Here is a 16,631-nt window from a genome sequence, read left to right on the forward strand (position 1 = left end):
CTCAGACGGCGAACTCCACCGGCACGCGCTTCGGGATCAGGCCCTTCTCGAAGGCCTCCTGCATCAGCCGCTCGACTCCCTGCCGCCCGCGCTCGCCGTAGCCGAGCGTCAGATCGTTCACGTACATGCCGACGAACGTGTCGGTCCGGTCCTTGTCGAGGCCGCGGCCGAACTGCTGCGCGTACTCCACGGCTTCCTGCCGGTGCGATAGCGCGTAGGCGATGCTGTCGTGGAGCAGTGTCGAGACTTTTCGGATCATGTCGGGGCCCAGATCGCGGCGGATGATGTTGCCGCCGAGCGGCAGCGGCAGCCCGCCCGTGCGGGCGCTCCACCATTCGCCGAGGTCGACGATCTTGCGCAGGCCGTTCTCCGCGTACGTCAGCTGCCCCTCGTGGATCAGCAGTCCGGCGTCGGCCTTGCCGTCGGCCACGAACGCTTCGATCTGATCGAAGGGGACGATGACGTACTCGAAGTCCGGCTCGTAGATCCGGAGCGTGAGATAGGCGGTGGTGAGCGTCCCGGGGATTGCGATCTTCCGCCCCTTGACGCCGTTCACCGACGGATCCTTCGCAACGACGATCGGGCCGTAGTTGTCGCCCATGCTGGCGCCGTGCGGCAGCAGCGCGTAGGTGTCGGCGAGGTGCGCGTAGGCATGGAACGAGACGGCGGTGACCTCGTACTTGCCTTCGAACGCGGCGCGATTCAACGTTTCGATGTCGGACAGCACCTGCTCGACCTCGACGCCGCCGGTGTCGACCGCGCCCGAAGCCAGTCCGTAGAACATGAACGCATCGTCGGAATCGGGACTGTGGGCAACGGTGATTCGCATCTGACTACTCCAACTGAAGACGCGTGCATGAACAACGTGGGGGGCGCCGGCCTGTGGGGGGCGTGGCGCCGGAGAAGACGCGGAATCGCGGCAGAGAGCGCGGTCAGCGCGCCGCGGCACTCCTCTGCAGGGCAGTGACGACGGCCGTCACGCGATCGATCGCGATGTCGATCTCCTGCTCGGTCGTGCCGCGGCCGAGACCGAAGCGGATCGAAGCGCGGCCACGGTCTGACGTTGCGCCAATCGCTTCGAGCACGTGCGAGATCGCCTGGCTGCCCGACGCGCACGCCGAGCCTGTCGACACCGCGAGGTCGCCGAGCGCCATCAAGAGCGCCTCGCCTTCGACGGCGTCGAAGCTGACGTGCAGGTTGTGCGGCAGCCGAGGGCTCAGGGTCCCGTTCACGTGGACGCCGCCTGCAAGGTGCGCGCGCAACCCGGCCAGCAGCCGATCGCGCAGCGCCGCCAGGCGGCGCGACTCCTCCGCCATCTCGAGACGGCAGATTTCGGCCGCGCGGCCGAGGCCGACCGCGCCGGGGACGTTCAAGGTGCCGGAACGAAGCCCGTTTTCCTGTCCGCCGCCGGCAATCTGCGGCGGGATCGACAGGCGCGGACGGCGCTTGCGGATGAACAGCGCCCCCGAGCCCTTCGGGCCATAGAACTTGTGCGCGGTCAGCGACAGCAGGTCGACGTCGGCGGCGGCCACGTCGATCGGAATCTTGCCGACGGCCTGTGCCGCGTCGGTGTGGAACAGCGCGCCGGCGGCGTGCGCGATCGCGGCGATCTCGGCCAGCGGCTGAATCGTGCCGATCTCGTTGTTGGCCGCCATCACACTGACGAGGATCGTGCCCGGGCGTACCGCGCGCGCGAGCGCCTCGAGGTCGATCACGCCGCTCGCCGTGACGCCGACGACCGTGACGTCGCAGCCGACCTCGCCGAAGCCGCGGCACACGTCGAGCACCGACTTGTGCTCGACCGCGCTCGTCACGACGTGACGGGCCGCCGTCGAAGCGGCGTCGGCGTCCGAACCGGCGCGGGCGGCCGCCACCACCCCCTTCAGCGCCAGGTTGTTCGATTCGGAGGCGCCGCTGGTGAACGTGATCTCGGACGGGGCGGCGTTGATCAGCGCGGCGACGCGGGCGCGCGCCTCGTCGACTGCGTCCCGGGCTTCCCAGCCCCAGGCGTGCTGCCGGCTGGCGGCGTTGCCGAACTTCTCGGTGAAGTACGGCAGCATCGCCTCGAGCACGCGCGGATCGACCGGGGTCGTGGCGTGATAGTCGAGGTAGACAGGTTTCACAGTACGATCCTTCGTGTCCTTCGCAATCCTTCGCGTCCTTCTATAGCGTTCGTCCCCTGAACGATACCCGGGACACGTCTGGCGGCACCGGCACCTCCGACGAAATCTCGGCCAGCGAGACGGTCTCGAGCGCGGTGATGATGCGGTCCTTGATCCGCCAGAGCGGATCGCGCACGTTGCACCGGTGGAACTGCTCGCACTGCTCATCCTCGGTCGAGCACGCGGTGACCGTCAGCGGACCGTCGATCGCCTGGATGATGTCGGCGACCGAGATCGCGGACGTCGGCTTCGACAGCGTGTAGCCGCCGCGCGTGCCCTGGTGCGAGGCGAGCAGGCCGCGCCGCGCGAGCACCTGCAGCACCTTGGCCATCAGCTCCAGCGGGATGTTGTACTCCTCGGCGATGGCGCGCGCGCTGGCCGACGCCACGTCGCTGTGCGTCGCCAGGTGCTTCATCGCGATCAGGGCGTAGTCTGCCTTCTTCGACAATCTCAGCATCGCTGCCCCATTCCTCGACCCTGAGCCCGTTGTGCCCGCATCACCACATCCCCAGCTGCAGCTTCGCCGCGTCCGACATGCGATCCTTCGACCACGCCGGCTCCCAGACGATCTCGACCTTCGCGTCGGTGATCCCCTGGACCGACCTGGCCGCCTGCTCGACCTGCCCCGGCAGGATCTGCGCGGCCGGGCAGGCGGGCGCCGTCAACGTCATCTTGATGGCCGCGACGCCTGCCGCGGTCACGAAGACGTCATAGATCAGACCCAGCTCCCAGATGTCGACCGGGATCTCGGGATCGTAGACCTTCTTCAGCGCCGCCTCGATCGCCGGACGCAGCGCGTCGGTCGTGGCGGGATCGGCCATCAAGCCGTCGACGGATCCAGTCCCCTCGGGTGCCGGCGGCGGAGCTTCCTGAATCATAGGCAGCGGCTTCATTCGGTTGACGTCCCTTTTTCGTTGGCCATGGCCGCCTTCAGCGTATGCCACGCCAGGCTCGCGCACTTCACGCGGATCGGGAACTCGCGCACGCCGGCGAGCACCGAGAGCTTGCCGAGATCCTCGACCGGTACCTCGGGCGGCGTCGTCACCATGCGGTGAAAACGATCGAACAGCTCGCGCGCCTGGGCGGCCGTTTTCCCTTTCACGGCGTCGGTCATCAGCGACGCCGACGCCTTCGAGATCGCGCAGCCCGCCCCCTCGAACGCCACCTCGACCACCACGCCGGCCTGAATTTTCAGGTAGACGGTGAGCCGATCGCCGCAGAGCGGGTTGTAGCCTTCCGCCGAGTGGCTCGCGTCTTCAAGCGCGTGAAAATTCCGCGGCCTCCGGTTGTGGTCGAGGATGACCTCCTGGTAGAGATCGGTGAGGTCGGACATTACGCGAACACCTCGCGCACCTTCCGCAGCGCGCGGCCGAGGCCGTCGATCTCCTCCCGCGTGTTGTACATCGCCAGCGACGCGCGCGCGGTCGCGGGAATGCCCAACCGGTCCATCAACGGCTGCGCGCAGTGATGGCCGGTGCGGATCGCCACCCCTTCACGATCGACGATGGTGCCGATGTCGTGCGGGTGGATGCCGTCCATCACGAACGACAGGATGCTCGACTTGTCCGGGGCGGTGCCGATGAGGCGGACACCGTCGATCGCGGCGAGCACGCCGGTCGCGTACGCGGTCAGGTCGCGCTCGTGTGCGGCAACCGAATCGAGGCCGACGCCGTCGAGGTAGTCGAGCGCCGCGTGCAGCCCGATCGCCCCGGCGATGTGCGGCGTGCCGGCTTCGAACTTGTAGGGCAGCGTGTTCCAGGTGCTCTTCTCGAAGGTCACCGAGCCGATCATGTCGCCGCCGGCGAGGAACGGGGGCATCGCCTCGAGCCGGCTCTCGCGGCCGTAGAGCACACCGATGCCGGTCGGCCCGTAGAGCTTGTGGCCGGTGGCGACCAGAAAGTCGCAGCCGAGCGCCTGGACGTCGACGCGCATGTGGTAAGCCGCCTGCGACGCGTCGAGCAGGACCGGCACGCCCTGGCGATGAGCCAGCCGGACGATCTCGGCCGCCGGCGTGATCGTGCCGAGGGCGTTCGACATGTGGGTGATGGCGGCGATCCGCGTGCGCGGACCGAGCAGCCGCTCGAACTCGTCGAGCTGCAGCTCGCCGCGATCGTCGATCGGCGCCACCCGGAGCCGCGCGCCGGCTGCCGCGCAGACGATCTGCCACGGCACGATGTTCGAATGGTGCTCCATCGCCGAGATTAGCACCTCGTCCCCTGGCTGCAGCGCCGGCCGGACGAAGCTGTGGGCGACGAGATTGATCCCTTCGGTGGCATTGCGCACGAAGACAATCTCGCGGACCGAGCTCGCGTTGAAGAAGGCGCGCACCCGTTCCCGCCCCGCCTCGTAGGCGTCGGTCGCGCGGCCGCTCAGCTCGTGGACGCCGCGATGCACGTTGGCGTTGATCCCTGCGTAATACGCAGTCAGCGCGTCGAGCACCGCCCGCGGCTTCTGGGTGGTGGCGGCGTTGTCGAGGTAGACGAGCGGTCTGCCGTGGACCAGCTGCGCGAGAATCGGAAAATCGGCGCGGATCTTCGCCACGTCCAGTGGCCGGACAGCCGGCGCTGACGAATCCGGACTGGCGACGTTGGCCCGAGCGTGTAGACCGGGTCGGTCAGACCCGGCGATCTCCGGCGTCATTTTTGTCCTTGTCGACCTCCGCGAGGTCCCTGGCCAGCTGCGCATAGAGCTCGGTCTCGAGCGAGACACGCAGCGGCTCGAGGCGGACGCCGTCGAGCACCTGCCCGGCGAACGCATGGATCAGCATGTCGCGCGCTTCGTCGTAGGAGAGGCCGCGCGCGCGCAGATAGAAGATCGCGTCTTCGTCGAGCTGGCCGATCGCGGCGCCGTGCGTGCACTTCACGTCGTCGGCGAAGATCTCGAGCTGCGGCTTGGTGTTGATGGTCGCGCCGTCGGTGAGCAGCAGCGCGCGATTGGTCTGCTTGGCGTCGGTCTTCTGCGCGTCCTGGCGCACGATGATCTTGCCGTTGAACACCGCCCGCGCGCTGCCGCCCAGAATGCCCTTGTAGACCTCGTGGCTGCCGCAGTGCGCCTTGGCGTGGTCGATCGTCGTGTGATTGTCGACCAGCCGATCTCGATCGGCGAGATACAGCCCGTTGAGCGTGCAGTCGCCCCCCTCGCCGTCGAGGATCACGCCGGCGTCGTTGCGGACGATGCGGCCGCCGAGCGAAAAGGAGTGCGACGAAAAGCGGGCGCTCCGTGAGGTGTGCGCGTGCAGCGCCGCCATATGGAACGCGTCGGTCGATTCCTGCTGCACCTTGTAGTGCTCGATGCCGGCGTTCTCGCCGACGAACACCTCCGAGACGGCGTTGGTGAAGTAGGTGTCGCCGGGCGCGCCGATATAGCTCTCGATGACGGTCGCCTGCGCGCCGGCCGCCGCGACGATGAGCGTGCGCGGATGCGCCATCACGTGCGACCCTTCCGCGCCGGTGACGAACACGATGTGGATCGGCGTCTCGAGCGAGACGTGCTCCGGCACGTGCACGAACGCGCCGTCGTCGACGAACGCCGTGTTGAGCGCCGTAAAGCTGCGTGTATTCAGGTCGGCGAGCTGTCCGAAATAGCGCTGCACGACGTCGGCGTGGTCCTTGAGGGCGGCCGCGAGCGACCCGGCGTGCACGCCGCTGGGCAGCCCGCGGGTGCGCGACAGGGTCGGGTCGAAGCGGCCGTTGACGACGACCAGCCGGATCGCGGCGTCGGTGTAGGCGAAGCCGTGGAGGCGGTCGGCGGTGCCGGAGATCGGTCCGGCCGGCTGGAAATCGACCGCGCCGATCGGGGCGACGTTGGCGAAGCGCCAGTCTTCGTCGCGCACCGTCGGGAGGCCCATCGCCGCGAACCGCGCCGCCCCGCGCCCGCGCAGATCGTCGAGCCAGCGCGGTCCCCCGTGGGGACGCTTCTCCAACGCCGAGCCGAACACCGCCGCCTTTTCTGCTAACTGCGTCATCTTTGTCTCAATTGCCCGCTAATCCCAGGTGCCAACGCCCAATCCGCTGGTGTCCCGCTCTGTGGAAGTCGTCACGCCGCGTCAATCCAGCCGTAGCCCTTGGCCTCGAGCTCGAGAGCGAGCTCCTTGCCGCCCGACTTGACGATCCGGCCGTGGCTGAGCACGTGCACGTAGTCGGGCACGATGTAGGTCAGGAGCCGCTGGTAGTGGGTGACCACGATGAACGCCCGGCCGGGACCGCGCATCGCGTTGACGCCGTTGGCGACCAGCTTCAGCGCGTCGATGTCGAGGCCGGAATCCGTCTCGTCGAGGATCGCCAGCTTCGGTTCGAGCAGCGCCATCTGGAAGATCTCGTTGCGCTTCTTTTCGCCGCCGGAGAAGCCCTCGTTGACGTTGCGCTGCAGCATCGTCTTGTCGATCTCGAGCAGCGCCGACTTCTCCTGGACGACCTGCATGAACTCCATCGCGTCGAGCTCGGGCTGGCCTTTATGCTTGCGCGCGGCGTTGACGGCCGCCTTGAGGAAATAGGCGTTGTTCACGCCGGCGATCTCCACCGGGTACTGGAAGGCCATGAACACCCCCTCGCGGGCGCGCTCGTCCGGATCCATCTCGAGGAGATCGGCCCCCTCGAACAGCACCTCGCCGGCGGTCACCTCATACTCGGGGTGCCCCGAGAGCGCCCGGGCCAGCGTGCTCTTGCCGGAGCCGTTGGGCCCCATGATCGCGTGTACCTCGCCGGCGTTCACCCGGAGATCGAGCCCCTTGAGGATGTCTTTCCCCTCGGCGCGCACGTGCAGATTCTTGACGTCCAGCATGCTCACTACAGAACTCCCAGCTCCGAATTCCCGATGGCCAACCCGTCTTACCCGACGGATCCTTCCAGTGACACCGACAACAGCTTCTGCGCTTCGACCGCGAACTCCATCGGCAGCTCGCGGAACACTTCCTTGCAGAAGCCGCTGACGATCATGTTGACGGCGTCTTCCGTCGGGATGCCGCGCTGCCGGCAGTAGAAAATCTGGTCCTCGCCGATCTTCGAGGTCGACGCTTCGTGCTCGACCTTGGCGGTGGTATTGCGGATCTCGAGATAAGGAAACGTGTGGGCGCCGCACTTGTCGCCGATGAGCAGCGAGTCGCACTGCGAGTAGTTGCGCGCCTGGCTCGCGTTCTTGCCGATGCGGACGAGTCCGCGATAGGTGTTCTGGCCGTGGCCGGCCGAAATGCCCTTCGAGACGATCGTCGAGCGCGTGTTCTTCCCGACGTGCACCATCTTGGTGCCGGTGTCGGCCTGCTGCCAGTTGTTGGTCGTCGCCACCGAGTAGAACTCGCCGATCGACCCGTCCCCCTGCAGGATGCAGCCGGGGTACTTCCAGGTGATCGCCGAGCCGGTCTCGACCTGCGTCCAGGTGATCTTCGAGTTCCGGCCCTGCGCGAGGCCGCGCTTGGTGACGAAGTTGTAGATCCCGCCCTTGCCTTCCTTGTCGCCGGGATACCAGTTCTGGATCGTCGAGTACTTGATCGTCGCATCGTCGTGCGCGACCAGCTCGACGACCGCGGCGTGCAGCTGGTTTTCATCGCGCATCGGCGCCGTGCAGCCTTCGAGGTAGCTGACGTAGCTGCCCGCGTCGGCGATGATCAGCGTGCGCTCGAACTGCCCCGTGTCCTTGGCGTTGATCCGGAAATAGGTCGAGAGCTCCATCGGGCAGCGCACGCCCTTGGGCACGTAGACGAACGAGCCGTCGCTGAACACCGCCGAGTTGAGCGCGGCGAAGAAATTGTCGGTGTGCGGCACGACCGAGCCGAGATACTTCTTCACGAGTTCGGGGTGGTGCTGCACCGCCTCCGAGAACGACATGAAGATGATCCCCATCTTGCCGAGCTTCTCGCGGAAGGTGGTCGCCACCGAGACACTGTCGAACACCGCGTCGACGGCGACGCCGGCAAAGATTTTCTGCTCCTCGAGCGGGATGCCGAGCTTGTCGAAGGTCCGCTTCACCTCGGGATCGACCTCGTCGAGGCTGTTGAGCACCGGCTTCTTCTTGGGCGCCGAGTAGTAGGCGATGTCCTGATAGTTGATCGGGTCGTACTTGACGTTCTGCCAGGTCGGCTCTTTCATCGTGAGCCACAGGCGGTACGCCTTCAGACGCCACTCGAGCAGCCAGTCGGGCTCGTTCTTCTTCTGCGAGATGAGCCGGACGACGTCTTCGTTGAGACCTTTGGGGATCGTCTCGCTCTCGACTTCCGAGTAGAAGCCGTATTTGTATTCCTGGGTCGCGAGACGCTCGATCGTTTCAGTTGATGTCGACATGGGTTTGACTGGACGTTCAGTGCCGCAAGTTACCGATCGACGCCGCAGGCTCAGCGAGCCTCGACGCGGCGAGCGTCATATGCTGAATGACGTCCCGCACCCGCACGACGACTTCGCGTTCGGGTTGTTGAAGATGAAGCCCTTGCTCACCAGGCTCGTGTCGTAGTCGAGCGTGGTCCCGTCGAGGTAGACAAAGCTCCGGGGATCGACGTAGACGTGCGAGTCGTCGGGTCCGTCGAATACGTGGTCGCCGTCGCGCGGCGCGGCTTCCCACGCGAACGTGTAGCTGAGACCCGAACAGCCACCGGCCTTGATGCCGATCCGAAGGCCCCCTTCGGTAAAGCCGTTCTTCGCGGTCATCTTCCTGATGAGTTTCGCGGCGTTGTCGCTGATCTGCAGCATGGCGGTTCGGACGGCCGGCTCCACAATGCCGACCAGAACAGTCTTATTTTACTGTTCGCCGCCCTTTCGACGCAAGAACTGTCGGCGCGACTCTGGCGGTTGAGAACCGGTCTCAATATGTGGGCCGGACGGGTCCGTTTCGCTGAGCCAGCCTCGGATGCCCCCCGCCAGGTTCACCGCGCCGGCGAATCCGTGCGAACGGAGCAGATCGACCGCTCGCGCGCTCCGGCCGCCGGCCTGGCAATAAACCACGACCTCGACGGCGGGGTCGAGCTCGCGGCTTCGCTGTGCCAGCTCGCCGAGCGGAATCAGAATCGCGCCGGGGATGCGGCAGATCGCCGTCTCCCACGCTTCGCGCACGTCCAGGATCGCCGGCGCGCCGCCACCGTCGATCCGCGCCTTCAACTGCGCGGCGGTCATCCCGACGAGGGGACTGTCGGTCGGGCCCGTGTCGCAGTATGCCTCTTCTTCGCGCAGCGACGCGATCGAGGGACGGGTGCCGCAGACCGGGCAATCCGGATCCTTTCGCAGCACGATCGTCCTGAGGCGCATGCGCAGCGCGTCGTAGAGCAGCACGCGGCCAACCAGCGGTTCCCCGATCCCCAGGATCATCTTGATCGCCTCGGTCGCCTGGATGGTCCCGACGAGCCCGGGCAGTACGCCGAGCACGCCCGCCTCGGCGCAACTCGGCACGAGGCCGGACGGCGGCGGTTCAGGGTGCAGGCAGCGGTAGCAGGGGCCGCCGGGCGCCGCAAACACCGATGCCTGCCCTTCGAAGCGGTGGACGCTCCCCCACACGTTGGGCTTGCCGTAGAGCACGCAGGCGTCGTTCACCAGGTAGCGCGCCGGGAAGTTGTCGGTCCCGTCGACGACGATGTCGAACGCGCCGACGAAGCGCTGCGCGTTGGCGACCGAGAAACGCTCGTCGCACGTCTCCACGCACACGCCAGGATTGATCGACGCGATGCGGTCGCGCGCCGAGGCCGTCTTCGCCCGGCCGACGTCCGCCGCCCCGTGGATGATCTGCCGCTGCAGATTGGTGTCGTCGACGGCGTCGCCGTCGGCAATCCCGATGGTGCCGACCCCGGCCGCCGCGAGATAGAGGAGGGCCGGCGAACCCAGGCCGCCGGCGCCAACGCAGAGCACGCGTGCCGCCTTGAGTCGCCGCTGGCCCGCTTCCCCGATTTCGGGCAGCAGCAGGTGGCGGCTGTAGCGCTGCCGTTCAACCGGCGTGAGCTGCACGATTCAATGATAGGCGGAGCGGGGCGCTCGTCCGATCGTCTCTGCGCGTGACCTGCCCTGTCAGCGCGGCGCGATACAAAGGCGGCGGCGTCAGACGCGATCGCTCGCCTTGAGGTTCGCGATCTGTTCGCCTACACTCGGTAACGTTGTCCTTCACGCTTCTGCTCATCGCCGCACTCGCCGCCGCGACGGCCGCTGCCGCGGCGTGGGCCGTCGGCTCGGATCGCCGCGCCGCCGACGCGAAGCGCACGCTCGACGAGCAGACGGCGGCGCTGGCCGCGGCGCGCGACGCGCTCGCCGGCGCGCAGCAGTCGGAAGCCGCACTGCGGGCGCGGCTCGACGCCGAGCAGCGGAACGCTGCCGACAAGCTGGCCGTCCTCGAGCAGGCGCGCGCATCGCTGAAGGACGCCTTCGCGGCGCTCTCCGCCGACATCCTCGCGCAGAACAACACCCGCTTCCTCGATCTGGCGCGTCAGAAGTTCGGCGAGCTGCAGTCGACCGCGATGACCGACCTCGCGACCCGCCAGAAGGCGATCGACGATCTCGTCGCGCCGCTGCGCGACTCGCTGGCCAAGGTCGACGCCAGGCTGCAGGACGTCGACCGCGACCGCGCCACCTCTCACGCGGCGCTCACCGAGCAGCTCCGGTCGCTGGGGCAGGCCCAGGCGTCGCTCCACACCGAGACGAGCCGGCTCGCCAGCGCGCTGCGCTCGCCGAATGTCCGCGGCCAGTGGGGCGAGCTGCAGCTGCGACGCGTGCTGGAAGCTGCGGGCATGGTCGAGGGGCAGCACTTCGAGATCAAGGAATCGGTCCACGGCGAGGACGGCCGCCTGACCCCGGACGTGATCGTCCGGCTGCCGGGCGGCAAGAACGTCGTCGTCGACGCGAAGGTGGCGCTGACGGCGTTTCTCGACGCGCTGGAGTGTGACGACGAGCCGCGGCGGGAGCAGAAGCTGCGCGACCACGCGCGCCAGGTGAAGGACCACGTGGTGCGGCTGGGCAACAAAGCCTACTGGACGCAGTTCCAGCCGGCGCCCGACATCGTCGTGATGTTCGTGCCCGGAGAGGCGCTGCTCAGCGCGGCGCTGCAGCACGACGCCGGGCTGCTCGAGTTCAGCATGAACAAGGGCGTAATGCTGGCGAGCCCGCTGACGCTGGTCGCGCTGCTGCGCGCCATCGCCTACGGCTGGCAGCAGGAGACCATCGCCCGCAACGCGATGGAAATCAGCGAGCTGGGCCGGCAGCTCTACGAGCGGATCGCGAAGCTCGCCGAGCACTGGGAGAACGTCGGGCGGAGCCTGGCCAAGGCGGTGGGGGCCTACAACGGCGCGGTGGGCACGCTCGAGACCCGCGTGCTGGTCACGGCGCGGCGTCTCAAGGACAAGGGCGTCAGTGCCGGCGAGGACCTGCCCGACCTCGAAGTGATCGACGAGACGCCTCGTCCACTCGGCGCCCCGCAGCTGGCCGGTCTCTTCGACGACGGCCACGGCTAGCGCGGCCGTCGACTGCCGCCGCCGCTATTTCAGCCACACCACCATCGTCACGTGGGCGCGGATCTCGATCTCGCCGGCTTCGACCGGCAACGGCGCCGGCGCCGCGTCGGCGCGCATCGCCGCAAAGTTCGCGGCCGGCCGCACGACCGGCGGTGCGTCGCGCTGCTCGTCGATGCGCTGCACGCCGCCGATGGCCACGCCCGCGCCTTCCGCCGCCGCGTCGGCGCGGCCGCGCGCGTCGCGCACCGCCAGCCGCAGCGCCTCCTTCTCGGCGGCGTCCCGATCCTTCAGGTCGAACCGGACGTTGCTGACGCTGGTGGCGCCGGTCGCCACCGCGGCGGCGATCACGTCTCCGGTCCTGGCGAGCGCGTCGATCTTCACCTGCACCTGATTGCGGGCGACGTAGTCACGCAGCGTCTGGCGCCCGTTGGCGTAGTCGAACTCGGGCTGCAGGCTGTAGCCGGTGGTCTGGATCGCATCGGCGGGGATGCCGGCCGCCTTGACCCGGTCCAGCACCGCGCGCATCGCGTCGGCGTTCATCCGCTGCGCGTCAACGGCCGTCTTGGCGCGACTCTCGGCCGCGATGCTGACCCAGGCGCGGTCGGGAGCCCTGGTGATGACACCGTCGCCGCCGGTGACGATGACCGGCGTTTGGGGCTGCGACGCGGGCTGCTGCGCCAGCGCCGGAGCGGCGGCGAGCAGAAGAATCACGGCGAGCGTCTTCATGGTGTGCGTCCTTCCTGACCCGGCGGAACAGGCCGCGCCGGTCCGTGCTCACGCGCTGCAGGCGATTCTGAATCCGATCGCGTACGAGTAGGTGTCGGGGGGCACCTTGTGGCGATGGCTGCACGACAGCATCCGGACGTCGGCCACGAGCCAGCTCCCGCCGCGCAGCAGGCGCAGATGCCCGGCGGCCGGACCGGTCGGATTGCGGGCCGCCGACGAGGCGTAATAGCGCGGGTCGTACCAGTCGTGAATCCACTCCCACACGTTTCCCGCCATGTCGAAGAGCCCCAGCGGATTCGGCGGATAGGACCGGCAGGGCGTCGTGCCGTGGTCCGACTTGACCGAGGGATCGACGAGGAAGTTCGCCTTCGAGCCGTCGAGGCGATCGCCCCATGGATATCGTTTCGACTCCTCGCCGCCGCGCGCGGCCTTTTCCCACTCGGCCTCGGTCGGCAGGCGGAACGGCCTGCCGGTGCCGGCCGCCAGCCACGCGCAATACGCCAGGGCATCGTCGTAGCGTACGAGCGACACCGGATGATCGGCGCGATCGGGCGGCGGATCGCCGTCCTGCCAGACGTAGGGGGCGCCGAGCTGCCGGAACGAGCGCTCACGCTCGACGCCGCCAGCCTTGACCACCAGCGGCAGTTCGTAGATCGCCGGCGCGCGGTGCCCGGTCTCGCGCAGGAACCGCGCGTACTCGGCGTTGGTCACCGGCTGCACGGCGAGGTGGAAATCGTCGACGTGGACGCGATGGACCGGGCGTTCGTCTTCCTCGGCGTCGTCCGAACCCATGACGAATTCTCCGGCGGGAATGAGCGCGAGCTTGGGCGCGAGATCGGACGTCATCGGTCCCGCACAAGAATAGCGCACCCCTGCTTTTCGATTACACTTTTCGGGAGATGCGTATCGAGCCGTTCGCGCTGGAACGCTTCCAGTCGATCTGGGAAAACCGTGTTGCGTGGAACGTGTCCGAGAGCGGCGTGCAGCCGCTGCGCGCCGCCGATCTGCTCGACAGCGCCGCCGTGCACGATCGCGTGCTGCAGATCGAGCTCGGCTACCCGCAGACGAACGGCAGCGTCGAACTGCGCGAGGCGATCGCGGCGCTCTATCCCGGCGCCGGCGCCGCGCACGTGCAGGTCACCAACGGCGGATCGGAAGCCAATTTCGTGCTGCTGATGCGGCTGGTCGAGCCAGGCGACGAGATCGTGCTGATGGTTCCCAATTACATGCAGGTGCCCGGCCTGGCGCGCGCGCTCGGCGCCACCGTGCGGCCGTGGCCGCTGCGCCAGACCGGGAGCGGCGACGCGGCGCGCTGGACCGCCGACCTGGCGGAGCTCGACGAGATCGTGACAACGCGCACGCGCGCCATTTTCATCTGCAACCCCAACAACCCGACCGGCGCCTGCTTCGACGCCGCGACGCTCGACGGCGTCTGCGGGATCGCCGCGCGGGTCGGCGCGTGGGTGGTCGGCGACGAGATCTACTGCGGCGCCGAGCGCGAAGGCAGCGACACGCCGACCGTGTGGGGACGCTACGAGCGCGCGGTCGTCACGAGCGGCTTGTCGAAGGCCTACGGGCTGCCGGGACTGCGCATCGGCTGGGCGGCGGGCCCCGCCGATCTGATCGACGATCTGTGGGGCGTGCACGACTACACCACCATCGCGCCTGGAGCGCTGAGCGATCGGCTGGCGCAGATCGCGCTCGCGCCGGCGAAGCGCGAGACGCTGATCTCGCGCACCCGCATGATCATCCGCAGCAACTACGCGCTCCTGCGGCACTGGATCGATCGGCACGACGGCCTGTCGCACGTGCCGCCGCAGGCGGGCGCGATCGCGATGGTGCGCTACGGCCATCGCATCGGCTCCTCCGAGCTGGCGCGGCGGCTGCGCGAGGAGCGCAGCGTGCTCGTCGTGCCCGGCGACTTCTTCGACATGGACGGCTGGCTGCGCATCGGTTTCGGCTCGCACCCGCAGCACCTGACCACCGCGCTGAGCCACATCGGCGAGCTCCTCGACAGCGTCGGGTTGGGAGAGCCGCAGGAGATCCGGAGCTGTTGAGTCGACAGGTCTGTTCCGCCTGCTCCGACCGCAGCCCCCTGGACCGTCATGCGCGCTGACCTCGCGCTCGTCGGGCTCGGGAACGTCGGCCGCCGCCTCGCGCGCCTGCTCGAAGAACGGCGCGACTGGCTGGCGCTCGACTACGATCTCGAATGCCGCGTCGTCGGGATCGCCACCAAACAGCATGGCGCGGTGTTCCGCGAGGCCGGGATCGACGCGGTTGACATCGCCCGGAAGATCGAGGCCGGCCACTCGATCGTCGAGCCCGCGATCGAGGCCGATGGCAGCTTCGACGTCATCCAGCGTCTGGTCGGCAGCGACGCGCCGCTGAAGGTGCTCGTCGAGACGACCACCCTCGACATCCGCGCTGGACAGCCGGCGATCGATCACATCCGGGCTGCGCTGCAGGCCGGCTGCCACGCCGTGACCGCCAACAAGGGGCCGGCCGCGTTCGCCTATGAGGAGCTGAGCGCGCTGGCCGCCGATCGCGAACGATCGTTCCTGTTCGAAGGCGCCGTCATGGACGGCGTCCCCATTTTCAACCTGGTGCGCGAGACGCTCCCGGCGGTCGAGATCCGCGGCTTCCGAGGCGTGGTGAACAGCACCACGAATCACATCCTGAGCGCGCTCGAGGACGGCGAGAGCTTCGATTCGGCGCTGGCACGGATGCAGGCCGCCGGCATCGCCGAAGCGGACCCCTCGCTCGACGTCGACGGTTGGGACGCGGCGGCCAAGGTGGCGGCGCTCGCCAACGTCATGATGCGGGCGCGGATGACTCCGCAGGCGGTCGAGCGCGAAGGCATCGGGCCGGCCACGGCGCGGCTCGCCATGGCGGCGAAGGCGAAAGGGATGCGCGTCCGGCTCGTCGCGTCGGCGCGCAGTACGCCCGGCGGCCTGGTGACCGCGGTGCGGCCGCTCGAGCTCCCCGAGACCGATCTGCTCGCCGGACTGCGCGGGATGGCGAATGCGCTCATCCTCGACACCGACCTGCTGGGCGAAATCGCGATCTCGCAACTGGGCGGCAGTCTGACGCAGACGGCCTACGCCCTGTTGACCGATCTCGTCACCATCCGCCGGCGTCACGCGCCGGCGCGATCGGCGCGCGTATGACGCCGCTCGATGGCCTGACGGTGCTCGATTTCAGCCGCGTGCTGGCCGGGCCGTACTGCACGATGCAGCTCGGCGATCTGGGCGCGCGCGTGATCAAGATCGAGCAGCCAGGACGCGGCGACGACACCCGCGCGTGGGGTCCGCCGTTTGTCGGCGGCGAGAGCGCGTATTTCCTGAGCGTCAACCGCAACAAGGAAAGCGTCGCGCTCGATCTCAAGCATCCGCGCGCCCGCCGTGTGCTCGACGAGCTGGTTGCGCGCGCCGACGTCGTGGTCGAGAATTTCCGGCCCGGGACGATGGATCGGCTGGGACTCGGGTACGAGGCGATGCGGCGGCAGAACCCGCGGCTCGTCTACTGCTCGATTTCGGGCTTCGGGCAGACTGGGCCGCGCCGCCTCGAAGCGGGGTACGACGCGATGATGCAGGCGGAGGCCGGCCTGATGAGCATCACCGGCGCCGGCGACGGGCCGCCGTTTCGCGTCGGCGTCGCGATTGGAGACATCGCGACGGGGCTATTCGCCGTGCAGGGCATCCTTGCCGCGCTGCTCGCGCGCGCGCGGTCCGGACAGGGACAGCGTGTCGACATCGCCATGCTCGACGCGGTGACCGCGCTGCTCAGTTACCAGGCCTCGAGCGCGCTCGTGGCCGGCGTCGATCCGGTACGCATGGGCAACCGTCATCCCTCGATCGCGCCGTACGACACGTTCGAGGCGGCCGACGGCACGTTCGTGCTGGCGGTTGGCAACGACGTCCAGTTCCAGCGTCTCTGTGACGTGCTGCGGGAGCCGGCGCTCTTCGGAGACGCACGCTTTGCCACCAACGCGGCGCGGGTGCGGCACGGCGAGGCGCTGCGGCGCGAACTCACGCGGCTGCTCGCTGCCTGGCGGCGCGCCGACGTGATCGCCGCGCTGACCGCCGCCGGAGTCCCGTGCAGCGCGGTCCGCAGCGTCAGCGAGGCGCTGGCGGATCCTCAGCTCGCCGCGCGCCAGATGATCGTCCCGCTGGAGCACGTGACCGCGGGCAGCCTCCGCGTCCTCGGCACCCCGGTCAAGCTGTCGGAGACGCCGGCCTCCGTCCGGACGGCCCCCCCGACGCTCGGCCAGCACACCGCCGCCATTCTGAGCGAACTCGGTTTGAGCGAAGCGGACCTGGCTGCCGGGTAAGCCC

Annotated in this window: 17 protein-coding genes; 4 read left to right on the top strand and 13 right to left on the bottom strand. The window is 68.5% G+C overall.

Annotation, left to right across the window (positions count from 1 at the left end; all coding sequences use genetic code 11):
- Nucleotide 1: 1 nt before the first annotated feature.
- The 11 genes from VGI12_17680 to moeB form a co-directional block, all read right to left on the bottom strand.
- The gene (locus VGI12_17680; GenBank protein ID HEY2434507.1) at nucleotides 2–829 is read right to left on the bottom strand and encodes an MqnA/MqnD/SBP family protein; all 828 of its coding nucleotides are present in this window, start codon (nucleotides 827–829) and stop codon (nucleotides 2–4) included.
- A 103-nt stretch (nucleotides 830–932) separates the two neighbouring features.
- A complete protein-coding gene (locus VGI12_17685; protein HEY2434508.1) occupies nucleotides 933–2,123 on the bottom strand; it encodes a cysteine desulfurase family protein in 1,191 nt (396 codons plus the stop codon).
- 40 nt (nucleotides 2,124–2,163) lie between these two features.
- The gene (locus VGI12_17690; GenBank protein ID HEY2434509.1) at nucleotides 2,164–2,619 is read right to left on the bottom strand and encodes an Rrf2 family transcriptional regulator; all 456 of its coding nucleotides are present in this window, start codon (nucleotides 2,617–2,619) and stop codon (nucleotides 2,164–2,166) included.
- Between the two features lie 40 nt (nucleotides 2,620–2,659).
- Complete coding sequence (locus tag VGI12_17695) at nucleotides 2,660–3,055, bottom strand: iron-sulfur cluster assembly protein (GenBank protein ID HEY2434510.1); 396 nt, start codon at nucleotides 3,053–3,055, stop codon at nucleotides 2,660–2,662.
- Nucleotides 3,052–3,495 carry an SUF system NifU family Fe-S cluster assembly protein gene (locus VGI12_17700; protein ID HEY2434511.1) on the bottom strand — a complete coding sequence of 148 codons (444 nt, stop codon included), beginning with the start codon at nucleotides 3,493–3,495 and terminating at the stop codon, nucleotides 3,052–3,054. The genes VGI12_17695 and VGI12_17700 overlap by 4 nt, the downstream gene beginning before the upstream one ends.
- On the bottom strand, nucleotides 3,495–4,703 hold the full coding sequence (locus VGI12_17705; protein ID HEY2434512.1) for a cysteine desulfurase: 1,209 nt from the start codon (nucleotides 4,701–4,703) through the stop codon (nucleotides 3,495–3,497). The genes VGI12_17700 and VGI12_17705 overlap by 1 nt, the downstream gene beginning before the upstream one ends.
- A 73-nt stretch (nucleotides 4,704–4,776) precedes the next feature.
- Complete coding sequence (gene sufD / locus VGI12_17710) at nucleotides 4,777–6,126, bottom strand: Fe-S cluster assembly protein SufD (GenBank protein ID HEY2434513.1); 1,350 nt, start codon at nucleotides 6,124–6,126, stop codon at nucleotides 4,777–4,779.
- A 71-nt stretch (nucleotides 6,127–6,197) separates the two neighbouring features.
- Nucleotides 6,198–6,941 (bottom strand): Fe-S cluster assembly ATPase SufC, encoded by a 744-nt coding sequence (gene sufC, locus VGI12_17715; protein ID HEY2434514.1) that lies wholly within the window; start codon nucleotides 6,939–6,941, stop codon nucleotides 6,198–6,200.
- Nucleotides 6,942–6,988: 47 nt separating this feature from the next.
- Nucleotides 6,989–8,434 carry a Fe-S cluster assembly protein SufB gene (gene sufB, locus VGI12_17720; GenBank protein HEY2434515.1) on the bottom strand — a complete coding sequence of 482 codons (1,446 nt, stop codon included), beginning with the start codon at nucleotides 8,432–8,434 and terminating at the stop codon, nucleotides 6,989–6,991.
- Between the two features lie 75 nt (nucleotides 8,435–8,509).
- Nucleotides 8,510–8,836 carry an iron-sulfur cluster assembly accessory protein gene (locus tag VGI12_17725; GenBank protein ID HEY2434516.1) on the bottom strand — a complete coding sequence of 109 codons (327 nt, stop codon included), beginning with the start codon at nucleotides 8,834–8,836 and terminating at the stop codon, nucleotides 8,510–8,512.
- A gap of 48 nt (nucleotides 8,837–8,884) precedes the next feature.
- Nucleotides 8,885–10,078 carry a molybdopterin-synthase adenylyltransferase MoeB gene (moeB, locus tag VGI12_17730; GenBank protein ID HEY2434517.1) on the bottom strand — a complete coding sequence of 398 codons (1,194 nt, stop codon included), beginning with the start codon at nucleotides 10,076–10,078 and terminating at the stop codon, nucleotides 8,885–8,887.
- Between the two features lie 146 nt (nucleotides 10,079–10,224).
- Between moeB and VGI12_17735 the strand changes: the two genes are divergently transcribed.
- Nucleotides 10,225–11,571: a DNA recombination protein RmuC gene (locus VGI12_17735; GenBank protein ID HEY2434518.1), complete on the top strand. Its 1,347-nt coding sequence runs from the start codon at nucleotides 10,225–10,227 to the stop codon at nucleotides 11,569–11,571.
- Between the two features lie 24 nt (nucleotides 11,572–11,595).
- Here VGI12_17735 and VGI12_17740 read toward each other — a convergent pair whose 3' ends face one another.
- Together VGI12_17740 and VGI12_17745 are read right to left on the bottom strand one after the other, a co-directional pair.
- Nucleotides 11,596–12,297 (bottom strand): SIMPL domain-containing protein, encoded by a 702-nt coding sequence (locus VGI12_17740; GenBank protein HEY2434519.1) that lies wholly within the window; start codon nucleotides 12,295–12,297, stop codon nucleotides 11,596–11,598.
- Nucleotides 12,298–12,345: 48 nt separating this feature from the next.
- Nucleotides 12,346–13,143, bottom strand: a complete 798-nt coding sequence (locus VGI12_17745; protein HEY2434520.1) for a formylglycine-generating enzyme family protein — start codon at nucleotides 13,141–13,143, stop codon at nucleotides 12,346–12,348.
- A 53-nt stretch (nucleotides 13,144–13,196) separates the two neighbouring features.
- Here VGI12_17745 and VGI12_17750 point away from each other — a divergent pair, with 53 nt between their 5' ends.
- The 3 genes from VGI12_17750 to VGI12_17760 are packed head-to-tail and all read left to right on the top strand — an operon-like array spanning nucleotide 13,197 to nucleotide 16,627.
- Entirely contained in the window at nucleotides 13,197–14,354 is a 1,158-nt protein-coding gene (locus tag VGI12_17750; protein ID HEY2434521.1) for an aminotransferase class I/II-fold pyridoxal phosphate-dependent enzyme, read from the top strand.
- Between the two features lie 48 nt (nucleotides 14,355–14,402).
- Nucleotides 14,403–15,464: a hypothetical protein gene (locus tag VGI12_17755; protein HEY2434522.1), complete on the top strand. Its 1,062-nt coding sequence runs from the start codon at nucleotides 14,403–14,405 to the stop codon at nucleotides 15,462–15,464.
- A complete protein-coding gene (locus tag VGI12_17760) occupies nucleotides 15,461–16,627 on the top strand; it encodes a CoA transferase (GenBank protein HEY2434523.1) in 1,167 nt (388 codons plus the stop codon). Before VGI12_17755 ends, VGI12_17760 begins: the two co-directional genes overlap by 4 nt.
- The last annotated feature ends 4 nt before the right edge of the window (nucleotides 16,628–16,631 follow it).

The organism is Vicinamibacterales bacterium (genome assembly GCA_036496585.1).
Lineage (GTDB): Bacteria > Acidobacteriota > Vicinamibacteria > Vicinamibacterales > 2-12-FULL-66-21 > JAICSD01.

What these genes read in the sequence shown, in the direction of transcription:
- VGI12_17750 (HEY2434521.1), top strand. Translation starts at nt 13,197, where the DNA reads ATGCGTATCGAGCCGTTCGCGCTGGAACGCTTCCAGTCGATCTGGGAA.
- sufD (HEY2434513.1), bottom strand. Translation starts at nt 6,126, where the DNA reads ATGACGCAGTTAGCAGAAAAGGCGGCGGTGTTCGGCTCGGCGTTGGAG.
- VGI12_17755 (HEY2434522.1), top strand. Translation starts at nt 14,403, where the DNA reads ATGCGCGCTGACCTCGCGCTCGTCGGGCTCGGGAACGTCGGCCGCCGC.
- VGI12_17725 (HEY2434516.1), bottom strand. Translation starts at nt 8,836, where the DNA reads ATGCTGCAGATCAGCGACAACGCCGCGAAACTCATCAGGAAGATGACC.
- VGI12_17760 (HEY2434523.1), top strand. Translation starts at nt 15,461, where the DNA reads ATGACGCCGCTCGATGGCCTGACGGTGCTCGATTTCAGCCGCGTGCTG.
- VGI12_17740 (HEY2434519.1), bottom strand. Translation starts at nt 12,297, where the DNA reads ATGAAGACGCTCGCCGTGATTCTTCTGCTCGCCGCCGCTCCGGCGCTG.
- VGI12_17745 (HEY2434520.1), bottom strand. Translation starts at nt 13,143, where the DNA reads ATGACGTCCGATCTCGCGCCCAAGCTCGCGCTCATTCCCGCCGGAGAA.
- VGI12_17690 (HEY2434509.1), bottom strand. Translation starts at nt 2,619, where the DNA reads ATGCTGAGATTGTCGAAGAAGGCAGACTACGCCCTGATCGCGATGAAG.
- VGI12_17680 (HEY2434507.1), bottom strand. Translation starts at nt 829, where the DNA reads ATGCGAATCACCGTTGCCCACAGTCCCGATTCCGACGATGCGTTCATG.
- VGI12_17700 (HEY2434511.1), bottom strand. Translation starts at nt 3,495, where the DNA reads ATGTCCGACCTCACCGATCTCTACCAGGAGGTCATCCTCGACCACAAC.
- sufC (HEY2434514.1), bottom strand. Translation starts at nt 6,941, where the DNA reads ATGCTGGACGTCAAGAATCTGCACGTGCGCGCCGAGGGGAAAGACATC.
- sufB (HEY2434515.1), bottom strand. Translation starts at nt 8,434, where the DNA reads ATGTCGACATCAACTGAAACGATCGAGCGTCTCGCGACCCAGGAATAC.
- VGI12_17695 (HEY2434510.1), bottom strand. Translation starts at nt 3,055, where the DNA reads ATGAAGCCGCTGCCTATGATTCAGGAAGCTCCGCCGCCGGCACCCGAG.